At 70.9% G+C, this 25,973-nt stretch carries 29 protein-coding genes; 18 read left to right on the forward strand and 11 right to left on the reverse strand.

Features of this window, described 5'->3' with window-relative positions; all coding sequences use genetic code 11:
* Positions 1-116: 116 nt before the first annotated feature.
* A complete protein-coding gene (locus LN037_RS29380) occupies positions 117-341 on the reverse strand; it encodes a hypothetical protein (RefSeq protein WP_230760171.1) in 225 nt (74 codons plus the stop codon).
* A 554-nt stretch (positions 342-895) separates the two neighbouring features.
* Here LN037_RS29380 and LN037_RS29385 point away from each other — a divergent pair.
* From LN037_RS29385 to LN037_RS29440, 12 genes are all read left to right on the forward strand, one after another.
* The gene (locus LN037_RS29385; RefSeq protein WP_230760172.1) at positions 896-1,273 is read left to right on the forward strand and encodes a hypothetical protein; all 378 of its coding nucleotides are present in this window, start codon (positions 896-898) and stop codon (positions 1,271-1,273) included.
* A gap of 85 nt (positions 1,274-1,358) precedes the next feature.
* Positions 1,359-2,045, forward strand: coding sequence for a TetR family transcriptional regulator (locus tag LN037_RS29390; RefSeq protein ID WP_230760174.1), 687 nt, complete (start codon positions 1,359-1,361; stop codon positions 2,043-2,045).
* Positions 2,046-2,176: 131 nt separating this feature from the next.
* Entirely contained in the window at positions 2,177-3,181 is a 1,005-nt protein-coding gene (locus tag LN037_RS29395) for an AraC family transcriptional regulator (RefSeq protein ID WP_308286211.1), read from the forward strand.
* Between the two features lie 141 nt (positions 3,182-3,322).
* Positions 3,323-3,892 carry a type 1 glutamine amidotransferase domain-containing protein gene (locus LN037_RS29400; RefSeq protein ID WP_230760180.1) on the forward strand — a complete coding sequence of 190 codons (570 nt, stop codon included), beginning with the start codon at positions 3,323-3,325 and terminating at the stop codon, positions 3,890-3,892.
* 106 nt (positions 3,893-3,998) lie between these two features.
* Positions 3,999-4,307 (forward strand): putative quinol monooxygenase, encoded by a 309-nt coding sequence (locus LN037_RS29405; protein ID WP_230760182.1) that lies wholly within the window; start codon positions 3,999-4,001, stop codon positions 4,305-4,307.
* A 29-nt stretch (positions 4,308-4,336) separates the two neighbouring features.
* Complete coding sequence (hxlB, locus tag LN037_RS29410) at positions 4,337-4,909, forward strand: 6-phospho-3-hexuloisomerase (protein WP_230760185.1); 573 nt, start codon at positions 4,337-4,339, stop codon at positions 4,907-4,909.
* Between the two features lie 38 nt (positions 4,910-4,947).
* A complete protein-coding gene (gene hxlA, locus LN037_RS29415; RefSeq protein WP_230760187.1) occupies positions 4,948-5,574 on the forward strand; it encodes a 3-hexulose-6-phosphate synthase in 627 nt (208 codons plus the stop codon).
* A gap of 92 nt (positions 5,575-5,666) precedes the next feature.
* On the forward strand, positions 5,667-6,485 hold the full coding sequence (locus LN037_RS29420) for a SigB/SigF/SigG family RNA polymerase sigma factor (protein ID WP_230760189.1): 819 nt from the start codon (positions 5,667-5,669) through the stop codon (positions 6,483-6,485).
* Positions 6,486-6,597: 112 nt separating this feature from the next.
* The gene (locus tag LN037_RS29425; RefSeq protein WP_230760192.1) at positions 6,598-7,737 is read left to right on the forward strand and encodes a glutathione-independent formaldehyde dehydrogenase; all 1,140 of its coding nucleotides are present in this window, start codon (positions 6,598-6,600) and stop codon (positions 7,735-7,737) included.
* 32 nt (positions 7,738-7,769) lie between these two features.
* The gene (locus LN037_RS29430) at positions 7,770-8,588 is read left to right on the forward strand and encodes a SigB/SigF/SigG family RNA polymerase sigma factor (protein WP_308286212.1); all 819 of its coding nucleotides are present in this window, start codon (positions 7,770-7,772) and stop codon (positions 8,586-8,588) included.
* Between the two features lie 96 nt (positions 8,589-8,684).
* Positions 8,685-9,095, forward strand: coding sequence for an ester cyclase (locus LN037_RS29435; protein ID WP_230760195.1), 411 nt, complete (start codon positions 8,685-8,687; stop codon positions 9,093-9,095).
* 27 nt (positions 9,096-9,122) lie between these two features.
* Positions 9,123-9,557: a PPOX class F420-dependent oxidoreductase gene (locus LN037_RS29440; RefSeq protein WP_230760197.1), complete on the forward strand. Its 435-nt coding sequence runs from the start codon at positions 9,123-9,125 to the stop codon at positions 9,555-9,557.
* Positions 9,558-9,690: 133 nt separating this feature from the next.
* Here the strand turns inward: LN037_RS29440 and LN037_RS29445 are convergent, their stop codons facing one another.
* Both LN037_RS29445 and LN037_RS29450 read right to left on the reverse strand, forming a co-directional pair.
* On the reverse strand, positions 9,691-10,719 hold the full coding sequence (locus tag LN037_RS29445; protein WP_230760199.1) for a 2Fe-2S iron-sulfur cluster-binding protein: 1,029 nt from the start codon (positions 10,717-10,719) through the stop codon (positions 9,691-9,693).
* 2 nt (positions 10,720-10,721) lie between these two features.
* The gene (locus tag LN037_RS29450) at positions 10,722-11,900 is read right to left on the reverse strand and encodes a cytochrome P450 (RefSeq protein WP_230760201.1); all 1,179 of its coding nucleotides are present in this window, start codon (positions 11,898-11,900) and stop codon (positions 10,722-10,724) included.
* A gap of 187 nt (positions 11,901-12,087) precedes the next feature.
* On the opposite strand from LN037_RS29450, the gene LN037_RS29455 reads away from it, so the two are divergent.
* Positions 12,088-13,023, forward strand: coding sequence for an AraC family transcriptional regulator (locus LN037_RS29455; protein WP_230760203.1), 936 nt, complete (start codon positions 12,088-12,090; stop codon positions 13,021-13,023).
* A 215-nt stretch (positions 13,024-13,238) separates the two neighbouring features.
* Here the strand turns inward: LN037_RS29455 and pcaD are convergent, their stop codons facing one another.
* The 7 genes from pcaD to LN037_RS29490 all read right to left on the reverse strand — a co-directional run bounded on the left by pcaD (position 13,239) and on the right by LN037_RS29490 (position 19,913).
* Positions 13,239-14,030: a 3-oxoadipate enol-lactonase gene (pcaD, locus tag LN037_RS29460; RefSeq protein WP_230760206.1), complete on the reverse strand. Its 792-nt coding sequence runs from the start codon at positions 14,028-14,030 to the stop codon at positions 13,239-13,241.
* The gene (locus tag LN037_RS29465; RefSeq protein WP_230760208.1) at positions 14,027-14,593 is read right to left on the reverse strand and encodes a nuclear transport factor 2 family protein; all 567 of its coding nucleotides are present in this window, start codon (positions 14,591-14,593) and stop codon (positions 14,027-14,029) included. The genes pcaD and LN037_RS29465 overlap by 4 nt, the downstream gene beginning before the upstream one ends.
* Positions 14,590-15,471, reverse strand: coding sequence for a cytidyltransferase (locus LN037_RS29470; RefSeq protein WP_230760209.1), 882 nt, complete (start codon positions 15,469-15,471; stop codon positions 14,590-14,592). Before LN037_RS29470 ends, LN037_RS29465 begins: the two co-directional genes overlap by 4 nt.
* 8 nt (positions 15,472-15,479) lie before the next feature.
* Positions 15,480-16,601, reverse strand: coding sequence for a muconate/chloromuconate family cycloisomerase (locus tag LN037_RS29475; protein ID WP_230760211.1), 1,122 nt, complete (start codon positions 16,599-16,601; stop codon positions 15,480-15,482).
* A gap of 86 nt (positions 16,602-16,687) precedes the next feature.
* Entirely contained in the window at positions 16,688-17,563 is an 876-nt protein-coding gene (locus LN037_RS29480; protein ID WP_230760213.1) for a dioxygenase family protein, read from the reverse strand.
* A gap of 105 nt (positions 17,564-17,668) precedes the next feature.
* Positions 17,669-19,249: a 4-hydroxyphenylacetate 3-hydroxylase family protein gene (locus LN037_RS29485; RefSeq protein WP_230760215.1), complete on the reverse strand. Its 1,581-nt coding sequence runs from the start codon at positions 19,247-19,249 to the stop codon at positions 17,669-17,671.
* 106 nt (positions 19,250-19,355) lie between these two features.
* Positions 19,356-19,913 carry a flavin reductase family protein gene (locus LN037_RS29490; protein WP_255695241.1) on the reverse strand — a complete coding sequence of 186 codons (558 nt, stop codon included), beginning with the start codon at positions 19,911-19,913 and terminating at the stop codon, positions 19,356-19,358.
* A 119-nt stretch (positions 19,914-20,032) separates the two neighbouring features.
* Between LN037_RS29490 and LN037_RS29495 the strand changes: the two genes are divergently transcribed.
* From LN037_RS29495 to LN037_RS29515, 5 genes are all read left to right on the forward strand, one after another.
* On the forward strand, positions 20,033-20,863 hold the full coding sequence (locus tag LN037_RS29495; protein WP_230760218.1) for an IclR family transcriptional regulator domain-containing protein: 831 nt from the start codon (positions 20,033-20,035) through the stop codon (positions 20,861-20,863).
* Between the two features lie 338 nt (positions 20,864-21,201).
* On the forward strand, positions 21,202-22,104 hold the full coding sequence (locus tag LN037_RS29500; RefSeq protein ID WP_230760220.1) for a ribonucleotide-diphosphate reductase subunit beta: 903 nt from the start codon (positions 21,202-21,204) through the stop codon (positions 22,102-22,104).
* Positions 22,101-23,519: an MFS transporter gene (locus LN037_RS29505; protein ID WP_230760222.1), complete on the forward strand. Its 1,419-nt coding sequence runs from the start codon at positions 22,101-22,103 to the stop codon at positions 23,517-23,519. The genes LN037_RS29500 and LN037_RS29505 overlap by 4 nt, the downstream gene beginning before the upstream one ends.
* Positions 23,516-24,292 (forward strand): SDR family NAD(P)-dependent oxidoreductase, encoded by a 777-nt coding sequence (locus LN037_RS29510; RefSeq protein WP_230760223.1) that lies wholly within the window; start codon positions 23,516-23,518, stop codon positions 24,290-24,292. Before LN037_RS29505 ends, LN037_RS29510 begins: the two co-directional genes overlap by 4 nt.
* Before the next feature lie 40 nt (positions 24,293-24,332).
* Complete coding sequence (locus LN037_RS29515) at positions 24,333-24,941, forward strand: UbiX family flavin prenyltransferase (protein ID WP_230760225.1); 609 nt, start codon at positions 24,333-24,335, stop codon at positions 24,939-24,941.
* A 19-nt stretch (positions 24,942-24,960) separates the two neighbouring features.
* Here the strand turns inward: LN037_RS29515 and LN037_RS29520 are convergent, their stop codons facing one another.
* On the reverse strand, positions 24,961-25,878 hold the full coding sequence (locus LN037_RS29520) for a LysR family transcriptional regulator (RefSeq protein WP_230760227.1): 918 nt from the start codon (positions 25,876-25,878) through the stop codon (positions 24,961-24,963).
* Positions 25,879-25,973 lie beyond the last annotated feature (95 nt).

Here is a 25,973-nt window from a genome sequence, read left to right on the forward strand (position 1 = left end):
CTCTGGCCGTGTCGGCCGGTCTCGGGGATTCGTCGTCCGGTGGCGTGCGCCCGACCATGGCGCTCGGTGAACCGCACCAGTCCGCGACTCTCGTGCCGTACTCGGTCCGTCGTCGGTCAGGTGGTGTCGAGCATGTGGTCGCGTGCCTGGAGCAGCGCGAAGTAGGCCTCGGTCAGGTTGCCTTCGGCGAGATGGGCGCAGGCGATCCGGGCGGCGACGTCGCCGCGCGGGTCGGGCCGGCTGACGTTCAGCGCGACACGAAGTCGGTCCTCGACGTTGGCGACCTCGGTGACGGCGTCGACGAGGGCGAGGTTGCTCAGGCACGCCAGACCAGCCTCCACGGCAGTGGGCAGCGACTCGGCTACTCGGGGGCTCGGTACGGGGCCGCCCGTGGGGCGAGCTCCGGCAACGGTCCCTGTCGGGCTGCGGTGAGCGGACATGGGGTGGCTCCCGTCTGGTTTCGATCAGGTCGACCGTGAGCCGAGACGACCCTCGGCCGCTGAAGGCACGGAGGAGAAGACGGTAGGCAGCCCGCCAGGGTGGGGCCGAGCCGTATCCGGCCATGGAGGCGGTGCGGAATCGGCCGCGCCGCCCCTTCGGTGCCCTGCTGCGTCACTTCGTTGAGCGGTCACCGCGTGGAGAGAGGCCGATTCCGGACCGGGTCCGGGGCCGGAATCGTCTCGGCGATCCGGGTGGTGGGTCCTAGCGTCGTCGCCGTCCGTACCACCGCGGCAGCCTGGCTCCGAGGGGCCGGATCGAAGGGCGTGTGGGCGGCATGCCTGCTCGGTTCACGGCGTGGTCACCGCGGGCGGGCCTGAGCCTATCGAGAAGGCACATCGTGGCGAGAACAGCGGGAGCGCGACGACGGTCGCAGCGTCCGGACGCGACGCTGGGGGTGCTGGTGGAGGTGGCGTCGACGCCCGACCACGGAGATGAGCCGGTGATCGCGATTCGTTCGGGGCCGGCCGGCTGGCGCTGGCGTTGGCAGGTGTCGTCGATGACGGCGTCGTCGATCGACTCCGGGCTCTGCTCGCCGAACCCCCTGGTCCGTGAGCTCGGCGCTCAGGAGCTGGTGATCGACCTGTCCGAGGCGCGCGCCTGTGAGCCCGACCTGGCCCGGTTCCTGCATCGGGTACGTCTGCGGCGCCAGGCCGCGGGGTGCCGGGTGGAGCTGCGCAATCCCTCGGAAGCGCTCGGTGTGGGTCTCGAGGACGCCACGCTGAGCGAGGCGTTCACCGTTTACGACGCGGCCCGTCGCCACAACCCGCACTGAGGTCGGCGACGGATCGGGCCCCGCAGGCGGGCCTGGGTGTCGGCGGAGTAGGCGCCTCGTCGTGCCGGGAGAGAGGAGAGCTCCTGTGAGCGATCCAGAAGGGTGGGCGGACAGGTCCGCTTCCGTACCGGCCACCGGCCGCCCCCGCCGGGCGGAGGAGCGCCACGAGCAGTCGGTGGCGACGCGCAACGCGATCGTGGCGGCTGCGGCGCAGCGGTTCGCTGAGGTCGGCTATCACGGCGCGACGCTCAGCGAGATCCTGTCTCGTAGCGGGGTGACCAAGGGCGCGATGTACTTCCATTTCCCGCACAAGGAGGCCATGGCCGAGGCGGTGATCGCCGCGACCGACGCGATCTGGACCGGGCTCCTCGTCGAGCTTAAGACGCGGGGGTGGGACCCGCTGTGCACACTGGTCGTGCTGACCGAGCGGGTCGTGGACGCGGTGCGCCTCGATCCGGTCGCCCGCGGCGGGGTCCGGCTGCTCAACGACGCTGCCGTCACCGTCGAGCAGGGTGCCGCGCACGACCGGTTCGCCGAGGAGGCCGTCGCGACCCACGTGTGGGCGGCAGCAGAGGCCGGGATGCTGCGCCCGTCGGTCGACGCGGCGGTGCTGGCCCGCCAGATCGCCACCCTGATGGCCGGGCACCACCTGATCTGCGAGCGCAGCGGCACCCTCGACGTGCTCCCCGCCCGGGTCGCCGCCATGTGGGACGTGCTGCTGCCCTTGATCGCCACTGACGACTGGCTCGCCGAGCGCCGCGTGAGCACCTGACCCGGCTCCCGCGGTTCCATACCGGGCGCCCCGCTCGTGTAGTTTCGCGGAACGCACCTGTACGACCCTGGTGCGTGGTCGTTCCCGGCTCGCCCCGACAGCGGTGGCCCGCCGGCTGTACGTCCCTTCGGGTGGAGGGGAAGCCGTTGAGCCGAGATTGGCCCGAACCGTCGGGTCAGAAGCTGGTTCGCACGAACGATCTCGACGACCTCGTCTCGCGGGTCACCGACCTGATGTCCAGCCACACGGTGGCTCCGGCGCACTCTGGCGGGTTCATCGCGGAGGTGTCCGGGATCCTCACCCCGGGTCTGTCGCTGCTGGAGATGGACTACGGGATGGCGGTGCGGTTGAGCGCCGATCCGCTGCCGGACTACGTCGCGGTGTCCCTCCCGCTCGCGGGCGGGATGTCCGCGCAGCACGCGGGGCGCCGCTTCGACGCGGTCGCCGGGCGGTCGGTCGTGGTGAGCACCGCGGCCTCCGAGCTGGTGATGGACTGGGACGAGGCGCTGCGGCTGCTCGTGATCCGCGTCGACCTCGACGCGCTGCGGTCCTTCGCCGGTCGGTTGGTCACCGCGTCGCCCGAGCAGCCCGATCTGGAGTTCGACCCTGTCATGGGTGCCCCGGAGACCATGGCGGTGCTGGGGCAGGTCCGGTTGATGCAGCAGGTGCTGGCCGACGCCGGGACCGGAGCGACGAACCCTCTGGTGGCGGCGCAGCTGCGCGAGCAGGTGATGAGCACCCTGCTGCTGGGGCAGCCCAACAGCTGGATGGCGGCGCTGCGCCACCGACCGGAGTCCGCGCCTCGCACGACGATCTCGGAGGCCGCGGAGCTGATGCGGATCCACGCCGACGAGGCGCTGTCCATCGAGGGCGTCGCCCGCGCGGTGGGTCTGTCGGTGCGGGCCCTGCACGCGGGATTCCGCCGCGAGCTCGACCGGTCCCCGAAGCAGTACCTCCAGCACGTCCGCCTCGAGCGCGCCCGCTCCGACCTGGTCGCAGCCGAGACCGGGAGCGGTGTCCGCGTCATCGACGTCGCGCACCGGTGGGGCTTCAGCCACCCCGGACGCTTCGCCAGCGCCTACCGCCACCACTACGGCGAAGCACCCGCCGTCACCCTGGCCCGCACCCTGCGCTGACGGGCGGCAGGCGCCGCCCCTGCGACGACGAGTGCCGATTCCGCACCGCCGTCCCGTCCGGAAACGGCTCTGGCCCGCGGGTGACGGCGCCTAGCGTCGTGGCGTCCGCACGGGCGGTCCACGACGAAGAGGTGACGGTTGATGGCGGAGGAACTGCGTGGTCGGCGGGTGGCCATCCTGGCTACCGACGGCGTCGAACAGGTCGAATACACCCAGCCCCGCCAGGCCGTGGAGGACGCGGGCGCGCAGGTCACACTCCTCTCGATCCACAGCGGCGAGATCCAGGCGATGAACGGCGACATCGACAAGGGCGACACGTTCCCGGTCGACCGACTGGTCTCCGAGGTCTCGCCCGACGACTTCGACGCGCTGATCCTGCCCGGCGGCACCGTCAACCCGGACGGGCTGCGGGTGAACGCCGACGCGGTGCGGTTCGTGGGGGACTTCGTCCGTTCCGGCAAGCCGGTCGGATCGATCTGTCACGGCCCGTGGACGCTGGTCGAGGCCGACGTGGTCCGGGGTCGAACCCTGACGTCGTTCCCGAGCATCCGCACCGACATCCGCAACGCGGGCGGCAACGTCGTCGACCAGGACGTCGTCACCGACAACGGTCTGGTCACCAGCCGCAACCCCGACGACCTGCCCGCGTTCGGCGCGAAGATCGTCGAGGAGTTCGCCGAGGGCCGCCACCGGGCCGAGGCCCGGACCTGACTCGGGCGTCCGCGCGAAGCCCTGCGCCCGAACACGCAGGTGGGCCAGATCGGCGGCCCGGCTGGTCGGGGCGCCGATCGACGTTCCTACGAGGAGGAGACCGAGCATGACCGCACCCGTGACCGTCGGACTGTTGGTCCGGATCGAGGCCCTTCCGGGCCGGGAGGACGACGTCGAGAACTTCCTGCAGCGCGGGCTCGACCTGGTCGGGCAGGAACCGGAGACGGTCCGCTGGTTCGCCCTGCGCTTCGGGGCGTCGTCGTTCGGCATCTATGACGCGTTCGCGGCCGATTCCGGCCGCCAGGCCCACCTGTCCGGCGAGGTCGCCCAAGCCCTCGCCGACAACACCGGGGTCCTGTTCGCCCAGCCGACCATCGAGCCCGTCGACGTGATCGCGGAAAAAGCGCCGCTCTGATCGCGCAGCAGCTGTGGAGGAGGGGACCGATGTCGGGACCGACAGCTCAGGACGTCGTCGACGCCACGACCGCGATCCGCGCGGAGCACGACCGCGTGGTCCACGGAGTCGAACCGGCCGCCTGGGCCCGCGCCGGCGTCCTGGTGACCGGTGCGTCCGCGGTGTTCACCGTGGGCACCGGGCGCAGCGGGTTGGCCCTGCAGATGGCGGCCATGCGCTTCATGCACCTCGGCCTCGACGCCCACGTGGTCGGAGAGACCACCACGCCCGCCATCGGTCCCGGCGACGTCCTCGTCGCGGCGTCCGGCTCCGGTTCGACGGCCAGGGTGATCCGCGCGGCGCAGACCGCCCGCGACGAGGGCGCCGACGTCGTGGCGATCACGACGGCCGCGGAGTCGCCCCTGGCCGAGACGGCCACCGAGACCCTGGTCGTGCCCGCGGCCGACAAACAGGACTTCGACGGGACGACGTCGGTGCAGTACGCCGGCAGCCTGTTCGAGCAGTCGGTCCTGCTGCTCGCCGACGCGCTGTTCCACGCGCTGTGGCAGACCAGCGGGACGCAGGCCCGGGAGCTGTGGCGCACGCACGCCAACCTCGAATGACCTGCGGTCCCACCCGTGATCGAGAAGGAAGCACTGAGATGAAGCTGCAGGTCGCCATGGACGTCGCCACTCTCGACGAGGCCCTGGCGCTGTCGCGCCAGGTCGCCGACTACGTCGACATCATCGAGCTGGGCACACCCCTGATCAAGCACGAGGGGATCGCGGCGGTGAGCGCGATCAAGGCGGCGCACCCGGAGAAGGAGGTGTTCGCCGACATGAAGACCGCCGACGCCGGTGAGCTCGAGGCCGGGATCGCCTTCGCGGCGGGTGCGGACTACGTGACCGTGATGGGCGCCGCCGACGATGACACCATCCGCGGCGCGGTCAAGTCGGCCCAGGAGTACGGCAGGCAGATCGTCGCCGACATGATCACGGTGAAGGACCGCGCCGAGCGTGCCCGCGCGGTGACCGAGCTCGGCGTCGCCTTCTGCGAAATCCACGCGGGTCTCGACGAGCAGGCCCAGGAGGGCTACTCGATCCAGACCGTCATCGACGACGGCAAGGCGTCCGGCGTGCCGTTCTCGATCGCCGGCGGGGTGAACATCGACAGCATCCGCGACGTACAGGCCGCCGGGGCGACCGTGGCCGTCGCGGGCGGGGCGATCCGCAACGCCGACGATCCCGCCGCCGCCGCCAAGGAACTGCGCGGGGCCATCACCAGCTGATGACCACCTCGACGACGTTCGCCGCCTCGCTCGGCTGAGCCGGGCCCGCCGCGCGGCGCAGCCCAGAACTGGTCCACTGGGAAGGACGAGGAGTGACACGCGCGGAGGACAACGCGGAGTACGCGCGGCGTGCGCCGCTGCTCGCTGAATACGCTCGGATGGCCGTCGCCGACGTTCGCCGCCCGGCGCTGCGCGAGCGTCTGGTGCTGGTCTACCTGCCGGTGGCTCGGCACATCGCGCGCCGGTTCGCGTATCGGGGCGAGCCGGTGGACGACCTCGAGCAGGTCGCCGCCATCGGACTGCTCGGTGCGCTGGAACGCTTCGATCCCGACCGCGACCGAGACTTCGTCGCCTATGCGGTGCCCACGATCATGGGAGAGGTCCGGCGGCACTTCCGCGACCGCACGTGGACGGTGCGCACCCCACGCGGAGTGAAGGACGACTACCTCGCGGTCAGGAAGGCCGTCACGTCCCTGTCCCAGCACCTGGATCGCGCTCCGACCGTGCCGGAACTCGCCGAGCACCTCGGTCTGGCCGCCGACCGGGTGAGCGAGGCGATCACGGCGGGCGGGGCCCTGCGGCCTGCCTCGTTGGATGAAGGCCGGGCCGAGGGCGACGACGGCGATTCCCTGGCCGGCGTCCTCGGGGAGCTGGACCCCGACATCGGACGAGTCGAGGTCGGCGCACTGGTCCAGCACCTGGTGCGGGCCCTACCGCAGCGGGAACGCACGATCCTCGCTTTGCGCTTCGTCCACGACAAGACCCAGACCGAGATCGGGGAGGTCCTCTGCATCTCCCAGATGCACGTCTCGCGCCTGCTGAGGAGAACCCTCGCCCAGCTGCAGGACGAGGTCGGGCGCTCGATGGACACCGACCCGGAGCAGGGCCTGCGAGAACTCGTCGCCCGCTGAGGAACACGTCGCTCTCGCCTCGAGGTGCCTCCCGATCTCACACCCCGCCGCGGAAGCGCCCATTTACGCCGAACACGTTTCGTCCCACCAGATGGAGAGGATCGATCCCCTAATGAAGGCACTGGTCTACGAAGGCCCGAAGTCGGTGTCGGTGAAGGACGTGCCGGACGCGACGGTCGAGAAGCCGACCGACGTCCTGGTGCGCATCACGACCACGAACATCTGCGGGTCGGACCTGCACATGTACGAGGGGCGCACCGGGCTCGAGTCCGGCAAGATCCTCGGTCACGAGAACATGGGCGAGGTCGTCGAGGTCGGCTCCGGTGTCGACCGGGTCAAGGTCGGCGACCAGGTCAGCCTGCCGTTCAACATCGGCTGCGGGTTCTGCGAGAACTGCGAGCGCGGCAACACCGGCTTCTGCCTCACGGTCAACCCCGGCACCGCCGGTGGCGCCTACGGCTTCTACGGCATGGGCCCGTACGCAGGTGGCCAGGCCGAGCTGCTGCGCGTGCCCTACGCCGACTTCAACTGCCTGGTCCTGCCCGAGGACGCGGCGGAGAAGCAGAACGACTACGCGATGCTCTCGGACATCTTCCCGACCGGCTGGCACGCCACCGAGCTCGCCGGGATGCGCCCGGGCGAGTCCGTCGTGGTCTACGGCGGCGGCCCCGTCGGGATCATGGCCGCCTACTCCGCGGTGATCCGCGGCGCGAGCCAGGTGTTCGTCGTCGACCGCCACCCCGACCGGCTCAAGCTGGCCGAGCGGGCCGGAGCGACGCCGATCGACGACTCGCAGGGCGGCCCCGCCCAGCAGATCCTCGACCAGACCGACGGCAGGGGCGCCGACCGCGGGTGTGAGTGCGTGGGCTACCAGGCCCACGACGCCCAGGGCAACGAGGACCCGTCGATGACGCTGAACTCGCTGTTCCAGGCCGTGCGGCCCACCGGCAAGATCGGCGTGGTCGGGCTGTTCCTGCCCGACGACCCGGGCGCGAAGACCGAGGACGCGAAGACCGGGCGCTACCCGCTCGACTACGGCACCACGTGGTTCAAGGGCCAGGGCATCGGCAACGGCCAGGCCAACGTCAAGAACTACAACCGCCAGCTCGCGCAGCTGATCCACCAGGGCAAGGCGAAGCCGTCGTTCATCGTCAGCCACGAGCTCTCCCTCGACCAGGCCCCCGAGGCGTACCAGAACTTCGACGACCGCCTCGAGGGATGGACGAAGGTCCTGCTCAAGCCTGCCGCCTGACCCAGCCGAGCGATCCACCGAGAGGACGAGCAGTGACGCGTGCCCGAGCCGACACGGAGTACGCGCGGTACGCGCCACTGCTCACCGACTACGCCCGGATGGACCCCGCCGATCCCTGCCGCTCCGACCTTCGTGGACATCTGGTGATGGGTTACCTGCCGGTGGCGCGCCACATCGCGCGCCGGTTCGCGGACAGGGGAGAGTCGATGGACGACCTCGAGCAGGTCGCCACCATCGGCCTGCTCGGTGCCCTGGAGCGGTTCGATCCCGACCGCGGCCGGGACTTCCTGTCCTTCGCCGTACCCACGATCATGGGCGAGGTCCGGCGGCACTTCCGCGACCGGACCTGGTCGCTACGAACGCCGCGCGGTGTGAAGGACAACTACCTCGCGGTCGGGGCTGCCGTCACGACCCTCTCCCAGGACCTGACGCGGGCCCCGACCGTGCCCGAACTGGCCGAGCACCTCGGTCTCGCCCAGGAGCAGGTGAGGGAAGCGATCGCGGCGGGTGACGCCCGACGGCCCGCGTCACTGAACACCGCCCCGGGCGAGGGCGACGACGACGACGCTCTCGCCGACCGCCTCGGGGCCGATGACCTCGACATCGAGCGGGTCGAGACCGCCGCCCTGGTCCGAGCCCTGGTCCGGCGGTTACCGCAGCGCGAGCGCACCATCCTCGCGCTGCGTTTCGTCCACGAGAAGACCCAGACCGAGATCGGTCAGGTCCTCTGCATCTCCCAGATGCACGTCTCGCGGCTCCTGAGCCGGACCCTCACCCAGCTGCGGGAGGAAGTCGGGCGCCAGACGGTCGCCGATCCCGATCACAGCTCGACGGACCTCGTCGCCAGCTGATCCCGCGAGCCCTGGCCTGCCGAGCAGTACCCGCCGGCTGCCCGACGCGGCACCGTCCCCTCCCCGCGCAATCCACCCAGACCTCAGGAGCACCTCGTGAGCAGTCGGGACGACAACATCGCCACTCAGGAGAAGGCCGCCGAGCGGCTCAACGCTGGGGACGTCGACGCCGGGGTGGACATCATGTTCGCGCCGGACGCGGTCGACCACGATCCGGCGCCGTTCCAGGAGCAGGGCCGCGAGGGCTACCGCCGGTTCTTCCACTACCTAATCTCCGCGTTCCCCGACTTCACGATCACCCCGCAGCGGATGGTGGCCGACGACGACACGATCGCGTTCGCCTACACGCTCACCGGGACCCACCGGGGCGAGTTCGAGGGCGTCGCCGCGACCGGCCGGCGCATCGAGGTGCGCGGGCTGCAGCTCGGACGCTTCGAGAACGGCCAGATCGTCGAGCGGTGGGGCGCCACCGACATGGCGAGCCTGCTCTCCCGACTCCAGGACTGACCTGCCCACCACGCGAGAGGAATCGTCATGGCGGACACGAAGAACGGCCCTGAGCTGCATCCGGTCACCGAGGAACTCGCCGGCGGCAAGAACTTCGCGGCAGTGACCACCGTGCTGCCCAGCGGACGGCTGCAGACCCAGATGCTGTGGGTGGCGTTGAAGGACGGGCAGCTGGTGCTCAACACCGAGACCCACCGCAAGCGCTACCGCAACCTGCAGTCCGACCCCCGTATCACCGTGCTGATCCGCGACGAGTCCGACCCCTACCGCTACGCCGAGATCCGCGGGCGGGTCGAGCGGACCACCACCGGCGACGAGGCCCGCACCCACATCGACGAGGTCGCCCACCAGTACCTGGGCACCGACTACCCACCCGAGGGCATCAAGTCCGAGCGCGTGATCCTCTGGGTCACCCCCGAACGCCAGACGATCATCGACCAGAACAAGGACACCAGCGACTGAGCCCGAGCCCCTCGACGATCGAACAGCCGTGATGTCAGGGAGATGTCGTTGACGAGTGCGCCGACGAAACGCGCTGACATGGTCGTGCACGAGCTCCCATGCCGCGGAACGACCAGGTTCTCACCGGGAGGGGTCAACGGCGGGCGAGGTCGGACGCATCGGTGAACTCCTCCTGGTGGATCAGGCGCGGAGCCATCCGCCGGCGCTTGAAGACCTTGCGGCCCGCCTCGACCATCGCGGGCGGACCGCAGAGGTAGCCCGCGAACCCCTTACAGGTGGGGAATTCCTCGAGGACCGCGTCCGTGACCATGCCGTTGGCCCCGTCCCAGTCCTGCTCGGAGAGCACCGGCCGGTAGTGGAAGTGGTCGTGGCGGAAGTCGAGGTCGCGGAAGAACTCGACGTCGTAGAGGTCCTGCTCGGTGCGGCCGCCGTGGTACAGCCACAGCTCGGGGACGAGGTCCTCCGCGAGCGCGGCCGCGACGATCGACTTCATCGGCGCCAGACCGGTTCCGCCAGCGACCAGGATCGCGGGCTCGTTCTGGGGACGGCCGATCCCGAATACCCCAAAGGGGCCCCGGACCTCGACCCGGTCGCCGACGTGCATGCGGGCGAAGATCCAGCCGGCGGTGGCCGCGCCGCCCTCGGTCCGCCGGACGTGCAGCTCGATCGAGGCCGTGTCCGCCGGCGCGTTGGCCATCGAGTACTGACGACGGATCTCGGTTCCCGGCACCAGCAGCTCCACGTACTGCCCCGCCGTGAACGGCAACGGCTCGTCGAGATCGATGACCAGCCGACGGGTGTCACGGGCGATGTCCTCGAGCGCGGACACGGTGCCGAGGACGTCGCGCAGGGGGTGGCGGACCACGCCGTCGTCGGCGACCTCGGCGACCGGCTCCACCAGCAGGTCGCTGCGCGGGGTGGCCTGGCAGGCCAGGGCAAGTCCCTCGGAGCGCTCATGCGGGGTGAGGATGAACTCGGAGGAGGCCCGGTGGTCGATCTCGCCCTCGAGCACCTGCATCTTGCAGCTGCCGCAGGTGCCCTGGCTGCAGCCGTGGGGGAGCCAGGTGTTGGCCCGCAGGAACGCGTCGAGGAGGTTCTGGTCGGCCGCGCAGGCCACTTGCGTCTCGAGGGTCTTCAGACGCACGTCGTGCTGCTCGGGCATCCCTAGACCTCCCACCGGGCGTGGAGCTCGGTCGGGCCGCGGAAGCCCCAGCCCCAGAAGTCGATCTCGTGGTCGTCGTCGCGCTCGAGGTTGGGGATGGCCTCGAAGAGCTCCTCGAGGCCGATGCGGCAGACTTCGCTGGCGAACGACGCCCCGGCGCAGGCGTGCTTCCCGGCCCCGAAGGCGAGGTGGGGCACGGGCGCACGCGTGAGGTCGAAGTCCGAGGGCGCGTCGTAGTCGTTCGCGTCGTGGTTGGCCGAGCCGTAGGACAGCATCACGACCGACCCCGCGGGCAGGAACGTGCCGCCGACGGTGGTGTCGACCTTGTTGATGCGCGCCACCGCCGACCAGATCGGGGAGGTCCAGCGCAGGCTCTCGATGATCGCGCGGGGGATCAGCTTCGGCTCGTCGACGACCTGCTCGAACTGGTCGGGCTTGGTCCACAGGCCCGCGATCGTGGAGGCCATGGCGTGGCCGGGTTCCTGCATCGCGCCGAGCAGGAACACGAAGATCGTCGGGTAGAGCATCTCCCGCGGGCGGGTCTCTCCCTCGGGCATGCCGTCGTGGAGCCAGTGTGAGAGGGCGCTGTCGTCGGGCTCGACGATCCAGCGGTCGATCAGGGGGTCGACCACGCGCTGGATGTCGGCACGGGCCTCGTCGCCGGGAATGAAGCCGTCCGGGTTTGCCCACTCTCCGGTCGGCGAGACGGCGGCGTTGGTGAACGAGACCGAGAGCTTGTGGAACCACTCACGCAGGGTGTCGGAATCGACCGACTGCAGTCCCATCAGGTCACCGAGCGAGCGCACACTGACCGGCTCGCAGAAGTGGGTGACCAGGTCCGCGTGCCCCCGGTCCTCGATGGCCTCGACGTAGCGTCGGGCGATCGGGCGGACGAGGTCGTCGATGTAGCGGTTGACCTCCGCGGGCTGTAGCGAGGGCTCGACCATCCCGCGCAGCTCGTCGTGCTCGGGGCCGTTGGCGTTGAGCACGTTGGGGTGCCCGAAGGTGCGACCACCGGCCGGGCTGATGACGCCGTCCCAGACCTCGGTGTTCGCGGCGACCTCCCGGCACGTCTCCTTCGTGGTGGCGACGTGGAAGCCCAGCGCAGGGATGAACGCGACGGGCGACTCGCGACGCAGACGCTCGTACACGGGGTACGGATCGCGCTCGAGGTCGGTCACGGTGACGTCATTCAGCCAGGACAGATCCTGATTGTGCTCGGTCGTCGTCATAGTTGTCATGTCCTCGTGTCGTGGTGGTGACGAGGGGAAACTAGGGACGGGTCGAATCAGCAGCGACACGTTTCGCGCCGGATCGAGACGGATTGCGCGACCAGTTCGTGACGCCCATCTCAGGTACCCTCTGACCATGGCGGCGCCGCCGGACGCGAGGACGCGGGACTGGGACCAGGTCTCCCGGGCCGCCGCCGACGTGTACTTCCCCCACGAGCTCACGTTGCTCGGTGGCGGGACCGTCCCGCGGCCCACCTTGCGGACCCTCGACCTCGGTCCCGTGCTGATCGGGTACGTCGGCTGGGGCGCCGACGTCGCGATCGCGTGCGACTACCCGAACGCCTACGAGATCAACATGCCGGTCAGCGGCCGGCTCGAGAGCCGTGGCCGGCACGGAGCCGTCATCTCCACGCCGGGCGAGGCCACGGTCTTCCGAGCGGACACCCCGTCACTGATCAGCCACTGGGACTCCACCTGCACCGTGCTCGGGGTCAAGTTCGACGCGGAGTGGCTCGATCGCGAGGCCGAGCAGGTCCTCGACCGCGACGTCGTGCGGGTAGGCGGTCTCGTCCCCGACCAGCTCCGACTCGACAACGGAGCAGCGCGCGACTGGCAGCAGCTCGTCACCGGGCTCGCCGAGCACCTCAGCGGGCCCGGCACGTTCAGTGGCTCATCGATGGTGGCCGAGCAGCTCGCCGGGGCCGTGTCGGCCTGCTTCCTCCTCGCGAGCTGCCCCGACGACCGCTCGTCGGCGCCGCCCCGCCCGCGGGCCTTCGCCTCCGTGGTCGACGCCCTGCACGACGATCCCGCTCGACCTTGGACCGCGGCGCAGATGGCTAGCCTCGCCGGTATGAGTGTGCGTCGACTCCAGGAGGGCTTCCGGCTCTGGATGGGCTGCACCCCGACCGAGTACCTCGTGGGTCTGCGCCTGCAGCGGGCCGACGCCGACCTGTCCGCGGGCTCCGATGCGACGGTCAGCGACGTCGCGGCTCGGTGGGGCTTCTCCAGTGCGAGCCGGTTCGCCTCGGCCTACCGCCGGCGCTACGGACGCCCTCCTTCGCAACGCCGTTGACGGCATGGCTCCACACATCTCGCGGGACGATACGGAGGCCGCCGGGACTGTGGCGAAGAATGCCGAACACGTTCAACGACAGTGGAAAGATTGCGCATGCCCGATCTCAGTCGTCGAGGACCGGACTCCGCGAAGCGGGTGCTGGCAGGGCGCATGGAACAGCGCAGCCCGCACGGCGCTGACAGCGGCCCGGGCGGACCGTTCGTATGCAGTGTCTAGGAGTTGGAGCTGGTTTGCCCGAAGTGATCGAGGAGCGCTCGATTGATTTCTTCTGGTCGTTCGACGTTGGGTAGGTGCGCTGCCCCGGCGACGGTCCGGAAGCGGGCTCCGCGGATCGTGTAGGCGAGCAGTTGCACGGTCTGGGGTGGGCAGGCGGGGTCGTCGGCGCCGGCGATCGCGAGTGTGGGTGCCTCGATGGTCGCGAGACTGTCGCGCACGTCGAACGCTCCGATGGCCTCGCAGCACGCGGCGTAGCCCTCGTCGCTGGTGGCGTCGAGCATCGCGAGCAGCCAGCGGACGATCTCGGGGTGTCGGGCTGCGAAGGTGCGGGTGTACCAGAGGCCTTCGCGAGAGTCGATCATCGCGCGGGTGCCGTGGTCGCGGACGAGGGTCGCGCGGCGGGGCCAGGAGTCGGGGTCGGCGTAGCGGGCGGCGGTGGCGATGGCGGTCAAGGTGGTGACGCGGTCGGGGTGGTCGACGGCGAGTTGTTGGCCGACGGCGCCGCCGAGGGACACCCCGGCGTAGTGGAACTGCTCGATGCCGAGTCCGTCGAGCAGGTCGATCACCTGGGAGGCGATGTCGGCCACGGTCAGGGCCTGGTCCGGGACAGGGGACTTGCCGTGCCCGGGCAGGTCGTAGCGGATGACGCGGTGTCGCGCAGCGAGGCTCTCCCCGTGTGCGGGGTTCACCTGGGGGTCGAACAGGTGCAGGTCGGTGCCCATGGAGGGGCCCAGCACCAGCACCGGGGCGTCGGTGGGGCCGTCCTCGTGGTGGTGCAGCTGGCTCATGGACGCTCCATTGCGGCGGTGGTGGACCGGTGGGTCGCGGCGGCGGCCGGCAGGCTGAAGCGGGCTGGTGCCCACCCCTGCTGCAGGGGTGTGAAGTAGTCGAAGGCGACCTGTTTGCGCCGGTAGCGCCAGCCCTGCCCCGGTTGGTGCACGAGGCGGTCGTAGTAGCGCCCGGCGGCGATGTGCGGTTCGCGGTCGAGCACGCAGGGCTGCCAGAGCAGCGAGGTCGCGCTGGCGTGACGAGCCTGCTCAGGATCTGCGTCCTCGCCGTGCCCGGGCTCGGGGGTTCGGTCCTCGGGCCCGAGGGTGATCTCGAGATTGGTCACGTGGTGCCAGAAGGCGGTCAGGCCGCTGTCGACGAGCCCGCTGAAGAAGTGGTGGAGCTCGTCGCGTCCGCAGGCGACCTCGAGGCCGTGGAACTCGCCGTCGCCGGTGAAGAGGTTCACGAGCTCTGCGACGTCGCCGTCGTCGAGGACCCGGCAGTAGCGGGCGTCGAGGGCGCGGATCGCCTCGATGTCCTCGAGGCGGCGCAGGCGGCCTTCGAGCGTCTCGGGGGTGCTCACGAGGCGACTCGCGCGCGGAAGGTCACCAGCACCCGCGAGCCCTCGCGGTGGTCCTGGGCCGGGTCGGGGAGCAGCCGCCGCTGGTGGTCCACGGTCAGCACTGCAGTGCGGCCGAGCCACGGCTCGTCGTCCTCGGGGGCGATTGCCACGACATAGCGACCCGGGGCGGGCACGGCGGTGTCAGCCCCGGTCACGAGGTGCCCGGCGACCACGCGGGTCTCGATCTCATGGTCGCGACCGAGGGCGAGCGCGGCGCCCGCGACATCACCGCGGCTCAAGCAGCCCCGGATGTGGGTCGACGAGCAGGTCGTCCCGCTGAGCGGGAGCAGCTCGACGGGGTGGGCGCTGTAGCCGTGCCGGCGGCCCAGCTCCCGCAGTGTCGACGTGGTCCCCACAGCACGGGCCCCGAAGGTGAAGTTCGCGCCGACGACGACGGCGTCGGCGCCCAGGGCGTCGAGGAGAACGCGTTCACTGAACTGCTCGGGGGTCAGCGCAGCCAGCTCGCGGGTGAACTCCAGCACCACGACTGCGTCCACTCCGAGGTCACCGGCCCATTCGGCTCGCTGCGCCAGGCTCGACAACGCGGCGGTGTCACGGGGAGCGCCGACCACACGGGCGGGGTGCGGGTCGAAGGTGACGAGCACCGCCGGGAGTTCGCGGGCGTGGCTGAGCTCGACCGCGGTGGTGATCAGCTGCGCGTGGCCGCGGTGGACGCCGTCGAAGACTCCGAGCACGGCCACGCAGCGCCCGCGCCCCGGTGGCAGGGCCTCGAGGCCGTGCCAGATGGGGACGCGGGCGCGCGCAGCCCCCCAGAGGCCCCTGCCGAAGGATCGGGGCGGCTGGTGCTCGGTGGCGGGCTCGCCGGCGAGGAGGGTCATCGCTCAGGTCAGCTCCGGCGGAATCGGGCCACGGCGGCCGGGTCGAGCTCGACGCCGAGACCGGGGCCTTCGGGCAGGTGCAGCTCTCCGTCGGCGTAGTGCAGGGGGGTGGCGAGCAGCTCTTCGCGCATGAGCAGCGGGCCGAACAGTTCGCTGCCCCAGGTGACCGCGGGGGTGGCGCAGGCGGCGTGCAGTGAGGCGGTGGTGCCGATGGGGCCCTCGATGGAGGTGCCGCCGTGGCAGGGGATGTTCGCGGCGGCGGCGATCTCGGCGATGGCGCGGGTGGCGCGCAGGCCGCCGGACTTGGTGGTCTTGAGCGAGAAGATGTCCGCGGCGCGGTGCCGCGCGAGGCGCAAGGCGTCGGCGGGGGTGCGCAGACTCTCGTCGGCCATGACCGGGATCGGCAGCGCGTGGTTGATCTCGGCGAGGTCCTCGAACTCGGGTCCGGGCACAGGCTGCTCGATGAGTTCGACCCCGGCCTCGGCCAGCCGCGGCAGCCAGGTCAGCGAGGTGGGGCGGTCCCACCGGGCGTTGATGTCGACGCGGACGCCGGCGCTGCCGGCGAGCTTCTCGGCGACCGCGGCGACGCGGGCGACGTCGTCGGCGGGGCTCTGGGATCCCATCTTGAGCTTGAAGCTGTGGTGCAGCCCGGCGTCGAGCTTGGCCAGGGCCTCGTCGGCGACGACCTCGGCGGTCTCGGTGCCCAGGGCCCAGGTGACGGGGATGTTGGTACGGGCGAGCCCGCCGAGCAGGGTGTGGACCGGGACACCGAGGGAGCGGGCCCAGGCGTCGTGCATCGCGACCTCGACGGCGGCCTTGGCGAACAGGTTGTTGGCCACGGCGTCGGTCAGGGCGGTCATGGTGGCGTCGATGTCTTCGACGCGGCGCCCGAGCAGGATCGGGGTGAAGTAGCGCTCGACGATCAGCGCCATGGTTTCGACCGACTCCCCGCCCCACCACGGCCCGGCCGGGACGACTCCTTCGCCGACGCCGGTGACGCCGCCCTGAGTGTGCAGGAAGACGAGCATGATCGGCTGGGCGTCCATGCTGGCGCGGGCGAACCGGTGGGGGCGGCGCAGCGGGACGTCGAGCAGGACGGCTTCGACGCGCTCGATGCGCAGGTCACTCATCGCGTTCTCTCTTCCACAGCAGAGCGGGTGGCGGGGCCGGTGGAGCCCGCCGTGGGTCAACGGGCTCCACCTGGGGCGGGCTGGGCCTATTCGGCCTCGAGGACGAAGTCCCGGTCGGAGCGGACCTCGTCACCGTTCCCGGTGGGCTGCGGGTCGAGGGTGAGCTCGGGCTTGTCGGCCGAGGCGACGTCGTTGCCGAGGTAGGGGTCGCCGGTGAAGAACAGCTGGGTGGTCAGCGTGCGGTGCCCGGGGGCGGTGACGAGCAGGTGGATGTGCGCGGGGCGCCACGGGCTCCAGCCGGCGGCCAGGGTCATCTGCCCGGTCGGGCCGTCGAGCGGGATGGTGTACGGCGCGGGCTTGCGGGTGTGGATCTCGTAGTGGCCCTGGTCGTCGGCGGTGACGACGGCGCGCAGGTTCCCGGCCGGCGGCTTCGCGGCGAAGCCGGAGTACCAGCCCTCGGAGTCGGTGTGCCAGATGTCGACCTTCGCGCCGGCCAGCGGTGTCCCGTCGGTGGCGGTGACCTGGCCGGCGAGGATCATCGGGGTGCCGGGCTCGTCGTCGCGCATGGGCAGCGTGGCCGGGGAGTCGAGCTGGGCCTGCCCGTCGAGCCAGAACGGGCCGAGGATGGTGCCGACCGAGCCCTGCTGGGTGTCGGCGGCGACCTTCTCGACCTCGAACTCGAGGTAGACGTCGAGGAACAGCGGCCACTCGCCGGTGTCGGAGACGCTGATCAGCCAGCGCTTGAAGGCGTCGAACTCCTCGTAGGTGACCTTGTTGTCGCGGATCGCGGAGCGGATGCCCTCGAGGGCGGCCCCGACGACGGTCGCGACGCGGGCCTCGTCGGCGCCCCCGCCCGCGGTGCGGAAGGTGGCCGCGCCGGAGCGGGCGATGTCGGTGGCGTGGCTGCCGGCGGTGACGGCGTCGGAGACGGACTGTGCTGTGGACGTCTCGGTCGTGGTCATGTATACGTGCCTTTCACGGGGGACGAGCGTGTCGAGCGGGGAAAGCCCGCGGGGCCTGCCCGGTGCTTGCTCACCGGACAGGCCCGGCGGCCTCGGTGACGTGGCCTAGTGGCCGTTGCGGCCGAAGAGGCGGACGTCGTCGTTGCCGATGAGGTCGGGCACGGTCCATCCGTTGAGGTCGTACTCGGACAGGCACTGGTCAGCGAAGCCCTTCATCGCGCTCGCGCTGCCGGAGGCCTCGGCGGCGAAGAGCAGCTCGGCGCGCACACCCTCGTGGTTGCCGGAGTAGTTGCGCTCGTAGAGCTCGTGGCGGCCGCCGAACTCGGAGCCGATCGAGTCCCAGATCAGCTTCATCAGCTTGACCCGGTCGACGGCCTCGTAGCCGTTCGAGCCGCGGACGTACTTGTCGAGGTAGGGCCGGACCTCCGGGGACAGGAAGTCCGCGGAGTGGCTCGGCAGGTAGATCAGCGAGGCGCCGAGGTCCTGCATGATGATCTCGCGGACGCGGGGGTAGCCGATGGTCATGAACCAGCGGTAGGCCAGTCCGTAGTCGAGGTTGGGCAGCAGCGCGCCGTTGATCCACTCGTCGGGGTTGGCACACATGGCGTCGGACAGGCCCCAGAACATGTTGCGCCAGGCGATGACCTCGCCGACGCGGGTCTGCACGCCGCGGAAGTCCTTGGTCCCGGTCATCTCCAGGCCCTTCATCAGCAGCCCTGCGATGAAGTCGAGTTTGACCGCGAGGCGGGTGACGCCGTGGAAGGTGAAGCGGTGCAGGAAGCCCGAGCCGGGGAAGAACGTCGAGGCCTTGTCGGCGTCGCCGTAGATGAAGACGTTCTCCCAGGGGATCAGGACCTTGTCGAGGACGAAGATGGTGTCGTTCTCGTCCATGCGCGAGGACAGCGGGTAGTCGAACGGGCTGCCCATCATGCTGGCCTGCTGGGCGTAGGACGGCCGACAGATCAGCTTCATGCCGGGCGCTCCCATCGGCACGGTGCAGACCAGGGAGTACTCACGCTTCTTGATCGGCAGGCCGTAGTGCGCGAGGAAGTTGAAGTGCGTGATCGCGGACCCGGTCGCGACGACCTTGGCGCCGGAGACGATGACGCCTTCGTCGGTCTCCTTCTCGACGTGCATGAACACGTCGGAGACCTCGTCGGGGTCACGGTGACGGTCGACCGGCGGGTTGATGATCGCGTGGTTCCAGTAGAGGAGCTTCTCCTGCGACTCCTCGTACCAACGCCGGGCGTTGCCGGCGAAGGGGTCGTAGAACTCGGAGTTCGCGCCGAGGGTGCCGAGGAATGCGGCCTTGTAGTCGGGGCTGCGACCCATGAAGCCGTAGGTCATCCGGGCCCACTCGGCGATCGCGTCGCGGTCCTTCTTGAGGTCCTCGACCGAGTGCGGGGTGCGGAAGAACGGGTGCGTGAAGCCCGTGGAGCCGGTGTCGGTGGGCACCGTGAGGGTGTCCTGCTGCGTGGGGTCGTGCATGCCGTCGTAGAGCCGCGCGGTCATCCGGACCGCGTTCCGGAACGCCGGGTGGGTGGTGACGTCGTCGACCTTGTCGCCGTAGAGGAACACCTCGCGGCCGTCGCGGAGGCTCTCGATGTACTCGTCGCCGGTCATCGGGCGCGTGGTGCGGCCCTTCCCGTCGGTCGGGGTCGGCACAGCGTCCTGCTGGAGAGTCATCCCATGTCCTTTCTGGCGTGCGCTCACTGGGCTGGTGGTGCAGAAGGATCGGCTCGCGACGGGATGGCCGTGTCGGAAGCCTGGCGAGAGAGGAGGCGACGCAGGCTTACGAGGGCGTCGAGTTGGTCAGTGCCTGGGTGAACCAGGACATCCCGCCGGGGCCGTCGGCCGAGTCGTCCCAGAAGATGGGTTCGTGGTCGCCGCCGAGGTGGTGGAACTTCCCGGTGTGGAACAGCAGCGGGTTGCCGTCGAGAAGGCGGAACTCCTGGACCTCGCCGAGGTAGAGGACGTGGTCGCCGCCGTCGTAGTGCTGCCATGGGGTGCAGGCGATGTGCGCCAGTGCGCCGCCGAGGCGGGGAGAGCCACAGACACTCGGCTCGTCCCAGACGACGTCCTGGTTCGGGCGTCCCGCGAAGTGCAGCGCGAGGTCCTTCTGCGCCGACTCGAGCACGTTCACCGTGAACGGCGTGTCCTCGAGCAGGGAGCAGAGTTTCGAGCGTCGGTCCAGCGAGACCAGCACGAGGGGTGGCTCCAGCGAGACCGCCGTGAAGGCGTTGACGGTGGCCCCGTGCGGGGCGTCGTCGTCGCCTGCGCAGGTGATCACCGTGACGCCCGTCGTGAAGTGCCCGAGACAGCGTCGAAGCTCTCGTGAATCGATCGGCATCGATCGTTCGCCTCCTCCGGCTGTACGCACTGCGTGCGCCTTGCCCGCTGTGCGTACAGTCGACGGTGCCCCAGCTCACAACCGTGTGTCAAGGACCGATTTTCGAGATGATGAGGGCGATGAGCGAGATCGGCGGGAGCGACCGCGACCACATCCAGAGCCTCGAGCGGGGCTTCGCGGTGCTGCTCGCCTTCGACGAGCACCGCCCGAACCCCACCCTCGCCGAGCTCGCCGGGGTCACCGGCTACTCGCGGCCCGCGGTGCGGCGGATCCTGCTGACCCTGCAGCGCATGGGCTACGTCGAGAACCAGGGCGTGCGCTGGTCACTGACCCCGCGCGTGCTCTCGATCGGGCAGCACTACACGGCCTCGCACTCGATGGCCGACATCGCCCAGCCCCATCTCGTCCGGTTGGCCGAGAAGACCAGCGAGTCCGCGTCGTTGGCGACACTCGACGGGGACGAGGTCGTCTACGTCGCGCGCGTCGCGACGCGTCGCATCATGAGCATCAACGTCTCGCCCGGCACCCGCGTCGCTGCGCACGCCACCTCGATGGGACGGGTTCTGCTGGCGTGGGAGCCCCACGACCGGGTCGAGCGCTACCTCTCCGAGACCGGCCTGACGGCGCGCACGCCGCACACGGTCACCGACCACAACCAGTTCCGCCGCGCCCTCAGGCGAGTCTGCAACCAGGGCTGGTCGCTGGTCTCCGAGGAACTCGAAGAAGGCCTGATCTCCGTGTCCGCCCCTGTGCGCGACCACACGGGTTCCGTGGTCGCCGCCCTCGCGTCCTCGACCAGCACCGGGCGCTCCACACCCGGGCACCTCGAGAAGACGACAGTGCCCATGGCCCTGGCCACCGCGGATGCCATCAGCAACGATCTCGGGTATCGCGGACCTAGCGCAGCGTCGGTCGCGGCGGCGCGGCCTGCTCGGGACGGCTTCTACTAGCCCTGGCGTCACCCGCCACGGCCGGCGGGTGCTGCCAGAGGTACCTCCGCCGTTCCTCGCGCGGGCGGGTGCCCACGAGCGGTCACCCCGATCGCGTCACGCCGTCGCGAAGTGGCACCGGGCGATCCTGGAGCCCGGAGACTCCTGCGGGCGCGGTCCCGGCGCGGTCCCGGGGGCTCGGTCGAGGGTGGCTGCGGACCGTGACCTCGTCCGATAGGCGTCGGCTATGGCTACCGGAGTGACGAGTATCTACCTCGCGCACCGTTCGGTTCGTACCGTCGGCCGAGCGTCCGACCGGGCGCGTCCCGGCATGACGTCCGGAGAGGAGCAACCTCGCGATGACCACCGTGAACTCCCCCCGCATCGAGGCGGAGGAGGTGCTGGACCGTGACGAACTCAACGGCGGCCTCGACGAGATCGCCCAGCGACTGTGGCGGCGCTCGGTCCGATCCGGGACCTGGGACCCGGCCACCATCGACTTCACCGAGGACCGGAAGCACTACGTCGCACTCGATCCCGACCGCCGGGCCTACCTCGACCGGTTCGCCGCCGCGTTCTTCCGCGCCGAGGCCACCGTCGCGCGGGTCTTCGGCCCGTGGGTGATGGCAGCCCCGACGTTCAGTCAGCAGGCGTTCCTCTCCTCGCAGCTCTTCGAGGAGTACAAGCACACCGACTTCTTCGAGATCGCCTTCCGGGACGTCTTCGGGCACGAGCCCGATCAGGCGCTGGCGAACCCCGTGCACGAGCCGCTGCCCGAGCGCGGTGAGCGGCTGCTGGCGCTGCTCGATCGGCCCGGGCCGGAACGCGACGCCGCCTGGGTCGAGGCCGTGGCCCACTACCAGGGCGTCGTCGAGGGCGTTCAGGCGAATGCCGGCTACCAGATCTTCCGACGGGTGTTCGCGGACAAGGGACTGTTCCCCGGGCTCTCCGAGGGCTACGCCAACATCCAGCGGGACGAAGGCCGCCACGTCGGCTTCGGCATCGCGGTGCTGCGTCACCACGCGGCGGCCAACCGACGGCTCGCCGAGCGCATCCATGCGGTGTTCGCCGAGTACCTGCCGAGCATCCTCGCCCGCTACGGGCAGTCGATCGTCGTGGACGGGCGTGAGGTGCCGCCTCCGCCGGAGGAGCGCGGTCCCGAACAGCTGGTCGAGCTCTACAACCGCCGGCTACGGGACATCTTCGGCCCCGACGTCATGCAGGTCGCCCTGCCGTCCCCGGCATCCGGGGGTACGCGATGAGCACGGCCGCGGGGGCCACTCGGCAGGAGCCGACGCGCGGGCAGATCGTCTCGGCGGGGGCGGGGTCGCTCATCGGGTGGGCGTTCGACCTGTTCGACCTGTTCATCCTGCTCTTCATCGCCGGGACGCTCGGGCAGGTGCTGTTCCCCGTGCACAGCCCGACGCTGTCGTTGGCGTCGGTCTACGCGTCGTTCGCGGTGAGCCTGCTCATGCGCCCGCTCGGAGGAGCGCTCTTCGGTCGTCTCGCCGACCGCCGGGGCCGCCGGCTCACGATGCTCGTCACCGTCAGCGGGGTGGGGCTCGCGACGGCCCTGATGGGCGTGGTGCCCACCTACGCCGCGGCGGGTGCGCTCGGTCCCGTGCTCTTCGTCCTGCTGCGCCTGGTCCAGGGCCTGCTGGTGGGCGGTGTCGTGGCGTCGTCACACACTCTCGGAACCGAGACCGTGCCGTCCCGTCTTCGCGGCCTCGTCTCGGGCCTGGTCGGCGGTGGAGGTGCGGGCCTCGGCGCCCTGGCCGCCTCCGTGCTGCTGCTCGTCGTCTCGGCCGTGTTCCCCGGGCCCGAGTTCCTGGTGTGGGGATGGCGGGTGATGTTCTTCGCCGCCCTCCCCGCCGCCGCGCTCGCCCTGGTGGTGTTCAGTCGGCTGCAGGAGTCGCCGATGTGGGCCGAGAGCAACACCGCCGCCGCCGGCGCCCCGGCGATCGACCACCCCGGAGCCGACGGTGGCGACGTACCGACCGGGGTGCGGGCCCTGTCGTCCCCGGCATACCGGCGGGTGGTGCTCACGAGCCTGCTGGTGGTCTTCGGCGGGGCGGCGCAGTACTACCTCACTTCGGGCTACCTCCCGACCTTCCTCGACAAGATCAACGGGATGGACGGCACCGCCCGGGGGATGGTGATGATCTGGGCCAGCCTGGCGATCCTGCCTGCCTGCACGCTCGCCGGGCACCTCAGCGAGCGCTGGGGTCGGCGTCCGGTCATGCTCGGCGCGGGCGCCGTCAACCTCGTCGCGCTCCCGTTCCTGGTCTGGGTGCTCTCGACGCTGCCGGGCGAGGACACCGTTGCCGTCACCGTCGTGGCGATCGTGCTCGCGATGCTGTCCAACGCGGCCTACGCGCCGGTCGTGATCTTCCTGAACGAGCGGTTCCCGACGCGGATCCGCGCGACCGGTACGGCCCTGACCTGGAACATCGGGTTCGCCCTCGGCGGCATGATGACCACGGTGGTGAGCGTGGCGAGCCCCACGGTCGCCGACATCCCGTCGCGGCTCATGTGGTCCCTCGCCGCCGTCGCCGCGGTGTTCGTGGTCGGTGCGTTCGTCTGCCCGGAGACCCGCGGCAACCTCGACCCGTCCGCCGGGGACCTCCATGCCGGCCGCCGCGCCGGCAGCGCACTCATCGAGGAGAAGCAGCCATGAGCTCGAACGGGCACCGCGGACGTACCGTGCTGGTCACCGGCGCCGGCGGAGGGATCGGCGCCGTCTATGTCCGTGCGCTCACGGCCGCGGGCGCGAACGTCGTGGCCGCCGACCTGCCCGCGACCACGGACGCGGGGACGGAGAACGCCGAGAAGGCCACCGCCGCGGGGCCGGGTCGTGCGGTCTTCACTCCGGTGGACATCACCGACGAGACCTCGCTCGCGGCCGCGGTCGAGGTCGCGAGCGCCGAGTTCGGCGGGCTGGACGGCCTGCTCAACAACGCCGCGATCTACGCCGGGCTGGGCCCCAAGAAGCCGCTCACCGAGCTCACGACCGACGAGTGGGACCGCGTGCTGACGGTGAACGTTCGCGGCGCCTTCCAGGCCGTCCGCGCGGCCGTCCCGGCCCTGACCGCCCGCGGAGGTGGTCGCATCGTGCTGATCTCCTCCACGGTGGCCCGCACCGGCCCGGCCGGCTTCGCCCACTACGTCGCCTCGAAGGCGGCGGTGGAGGGCCTGACCCGGGCGGCGGCGCGTGAGCTCGGGCCGGCCGGCATCACGGTCAACTGCGTCGCACCGGGGCTGGTCAGCAACGAGGGCACGCGTGCGGTCAACACCGCGGACTACATCGCCAGGGTGGCGGGCACGCGCTCCGTGCCGCGGGAGATGACTCCGGACGACCTGGTCGGTGCCGCTCTCTGGCTGGCCGGCCCCGACAGCGGTTTCGTCAGCGGGCAGACCGTGGTGGTCGACGGGGGAGGGGTGTTCGTGTGAGCACCACCGCGGGCGCCCGGCTGTCCATGGCGAGAGTGCGGTGAGCGACCGGCGGGTGATCGTCGGCATCTCCGGGGCCTCCGGGGCGATCTACGGAGTGCGGGCGCTGGAGATGCTCGGCGACGCCGGCGTAGAGACCCACCTCGTGGTCACCCGGGCCGCACGGGCCACCTTGCACGAGGAGTCGGGGCACACCATGGCCGACCTCCGCGATCGCGCCGACGTCACGTACTCCGACAACGACCTGGGCGCCGCACTGGCCAGTGGGTCGTTCCGCACCCTCGGCATGCTGGTCGCGCCGTGCAGCGTGAAGTCCTTGTCGGGGATCGCTCACTCCTACGACGACACGCTGCTCGTGCGGGCCGCGGACGTGACGCTGAAGGAGCGCCGCAGGCTCGTCCTCCTGCTGCGCGAGACGCCCCTGCACGCCGGCCACCTGCGGCTGATGTCGGAGGCGGACGCGGCCGGTGCGGTCATCATGCCTCCGGTGCCGGCCTTCTACGACCAGCCGGCGACCCTCGACGACGTCGTCACCCACACCGTCTCCCGCGCGCTCGACCTGTTCGACGTGGAGGTGCCGCGGCTCCGCCGGTGGACCGGGCGGCGCAGAGGTGCCGGCGGTTCCGATCCGTCCGACGGGGCCGACTGACGACCGGAGCGCGCCGACGTCACGGCTGGAGGGGGACGTCGGCGGGGGCGTCGTCGGAGTGCGCGGCGGCGTCGGCGAGCAGCATCTCGAGCAGGGCGGCCGGCGCGGGCTCCAACGGTGGGCCCGAGCGCCACACGACGCCGAGCTCGCGCCGGGCATGCCGGTCCGCCAGGGGGCGGGCGATCACGTCCGGGACCAGGCACAGCCGGGGGAGGACCGAGACCCCGACACCGGACCGGACCATGCCGTGCACGGTCCCGAGCTGGGTGGTCTCCACGACCACCTGCGGAGTGAAGCCCGCCGTCTCACACGAGGCGTCGAGCAGCTCCCGCAACCCGTAACCGGGCACCATACCGACGAACGGTTCGTCCGCGAGCGCGCTCAGTGGGATCGGGCCCGCAGCGACGGCCAGCTCGTGCTCCGGCGGCAGCAGCGCCATCATCGGCTCGCGGACCAGCGGGGTGGCCTCGAGGCCGTCGCGGCTGTGCGGCATCCGGATGACCGCGAGGTCCAGCGTGCCGGCGTGCACGAGCTGCTCGAACGCGCCCGAGACGTTCTGCTCGCGCAGTCGCACCTCGACGCCGGGGTGCTCGCGGACGAAGCGGGCCAACACCCCGGGTACGAGTCGTGCGCCGACGCTGGGCAGCACGCCGAACGACACCCGGCCGCGCTGCAGGCCGCGCACCGCCTCCACGCCACGCCGGGCCTCGTCGACCTCCCGCAGGGCGCGCTCGGCGTGGGCGACGAAGGCCTCGCCGGCCGACGTGAGCCGTACCCGCCGTCCCAGGCGCTCGAAGAGTGGGACACCGAGCTCGCGCTCGAGCTTGCGGATCTGCGTGGACAGGGAGGGCTGGGCGAGGTGCAGGCGCTCCGAGGCGCGAGTGATGCTCCCGGCCTCCGAGACGGCGAGCACGTAGCGCAGCTGGTGAAGCTCCATCGCTCCTCCGGGCTCGTGCGGGCTCGCGCCCGACCTTCTGCCATCGCCGGTCGGTATGGGAGGCATCGACAGGAGGCCGTAGACGACCGTACGAG

Source organism: Actinomycetospora soli (assembly GCF_021026295.1).
In the GTDB taxonomy this organism is placed as follows: domain Bacteria; phylum Actinomycetota; class Actinomycetes; order Mycobacteriales; family Pseudonocardiaceae; genus Actinomycetospora; species Actinomycetospora soli.

What these genes read in the sequence shown, in the direction of transcription:
- LN037_RS29400 (WP_230760180.1), top strand. Translation starts at nt 3,323, where the DNA reads ATGGCGGAGGAACTGCGTGGTCGGCGGGTGGCCATCCTGGCTACCGAC.
- LN037_RS29405 (WP_230760182.1), top strand. Translation starts at nt 3,999, where the DNA reads ATGACCGCACCCGTGACCGTCGGACTGTTGGTCCGGATCGAGGCCCTT.
- hxlB (WP_230760185.1), top strand. Translation starts at nt 4,337, where the DNA reads ATGTCGGGACCGACAGCTCAGGACGTCGTCGACGCCACGACCGCGATC.
- hxlA (WP_230760187.1), top strand. Translation starts at nt 4,948, where the DNA reads ATGAAGCTGCAGGTCGCCATGGACGTCGCCACTCTCGACGAGGCCCTG.
- LN037_RS29425 (WP_230760192.1), top strand. Translation starts at nt 6,598, where the DNA reads ATGAAGGCACTGGTCTACGAAGGCCCGAAGTCGGTGTCGGTGAAGGAC.
- LN037_RS29440 (WP_230760197.1), top strand. Translation starts at nt 9,123, where the DNA reads ATGGCGGACACGAAGAACGGCCCTGAGCTGCATCCGGTCACCGAGGAA.
- LN037_RS29445 (WP_230760199.1), bottom strand. Translation starts at nt 10,719, where the DNA reads ATGCCCGAGCAGCACGACGTGCGTCTGAAGACCCTCGAGACGCAAGTG.
- LN037_RS29455 (WP_230760203.1), top strand. Translation starts at nt 12,088, where the DNA reads ATGGCGGCGCCGCCGGACGCGAGGACGCGGGACTGGGACCAGGTCTCC.
- pcaD (WP_230760206.1), bottom strand. Translation starts at nt 14,030, where the DNA reads ATGAGCCAGCTGCACCACCACGAGGACGGCCCCACCGACGCCCCGGTG.
- LN037_RS29470 (WP_230760209.1), bottom strand. Translation starts at nt 15,471, where the DNA reads ATGACCCTCCTCGCCGGCGAGCCCGCCACCGAGCACCAGCCGCCCCGA.
- LN037_RS29475 (WP_230760211.1), bottom strand. Translation starts at nt 16,601, where the DNA reads ATGAGTGACCTGCGCATCGAGCGCGTCGAAGCCGTCCTGCTCGACGTC.
- LN037_RS29480 (WP_230760213.1), bottom strand. Translation starts at nt 17,563, where the DNA reads ATGACCACGACCGAGACGTCCACAGCACAGTCCGTCTCCGACGCCGTC.
- LN037_RS29485 (WP_230760215.1), bottom strand. Translation starts at nt 19,249, where the DNA reads ATGACTCTCCAGCAGGACGCTGTGCCGACCCCGACCGACGGGAAGGGC.
- LN037_RS29490 (WP_255695241.1), bottom strand. Translation starts at nt 19,913, where the DNA reads ATGCCGATCGATTCACGAGAGCTTCGACGCTGTCTCGGGCACTTCACG.
- LN037_RS29495 (WP_230760218.1), top strand. Translation starts at nt 20,033, where the DNA reads ATGAGCGAGATCGGCGGGAGCGACCGCGACCACATCCAGAGCCTCGAG.
- LN037_RS29500 (WP_230760220.1), top strand. Translation starts at nt 21,202, where the DNA reads ATGACCACCGTGAACTCCCCCCGCATCGAGGCGGAGGAGGTGCTGGAC.
- LN037_RS29505 (WP_230760222.1), top strand. Translation starts at nt 22,101, where the DNA reads ATGAGCACGGCCGCGGGGGCCACTCGGCAGGAGCCGACGCGCGGGCAG.
- LN037_RS29510 (WP_230760223.1), top strand. Translation starts at nt 23,516, where the DNA reads ATGAGCTCGAACGGGCACCGCGGACGTACCGTGCTGGTCACCGGCGCC.
- LN037_RS29520 (WP_230760227.1), bottom strand. Translation starts at nt 25,878, where the DNA reads ATGGAGCTTCACCAGCTGCGCTACGTGCTCGCCGTCTCGGAGGCCGGG.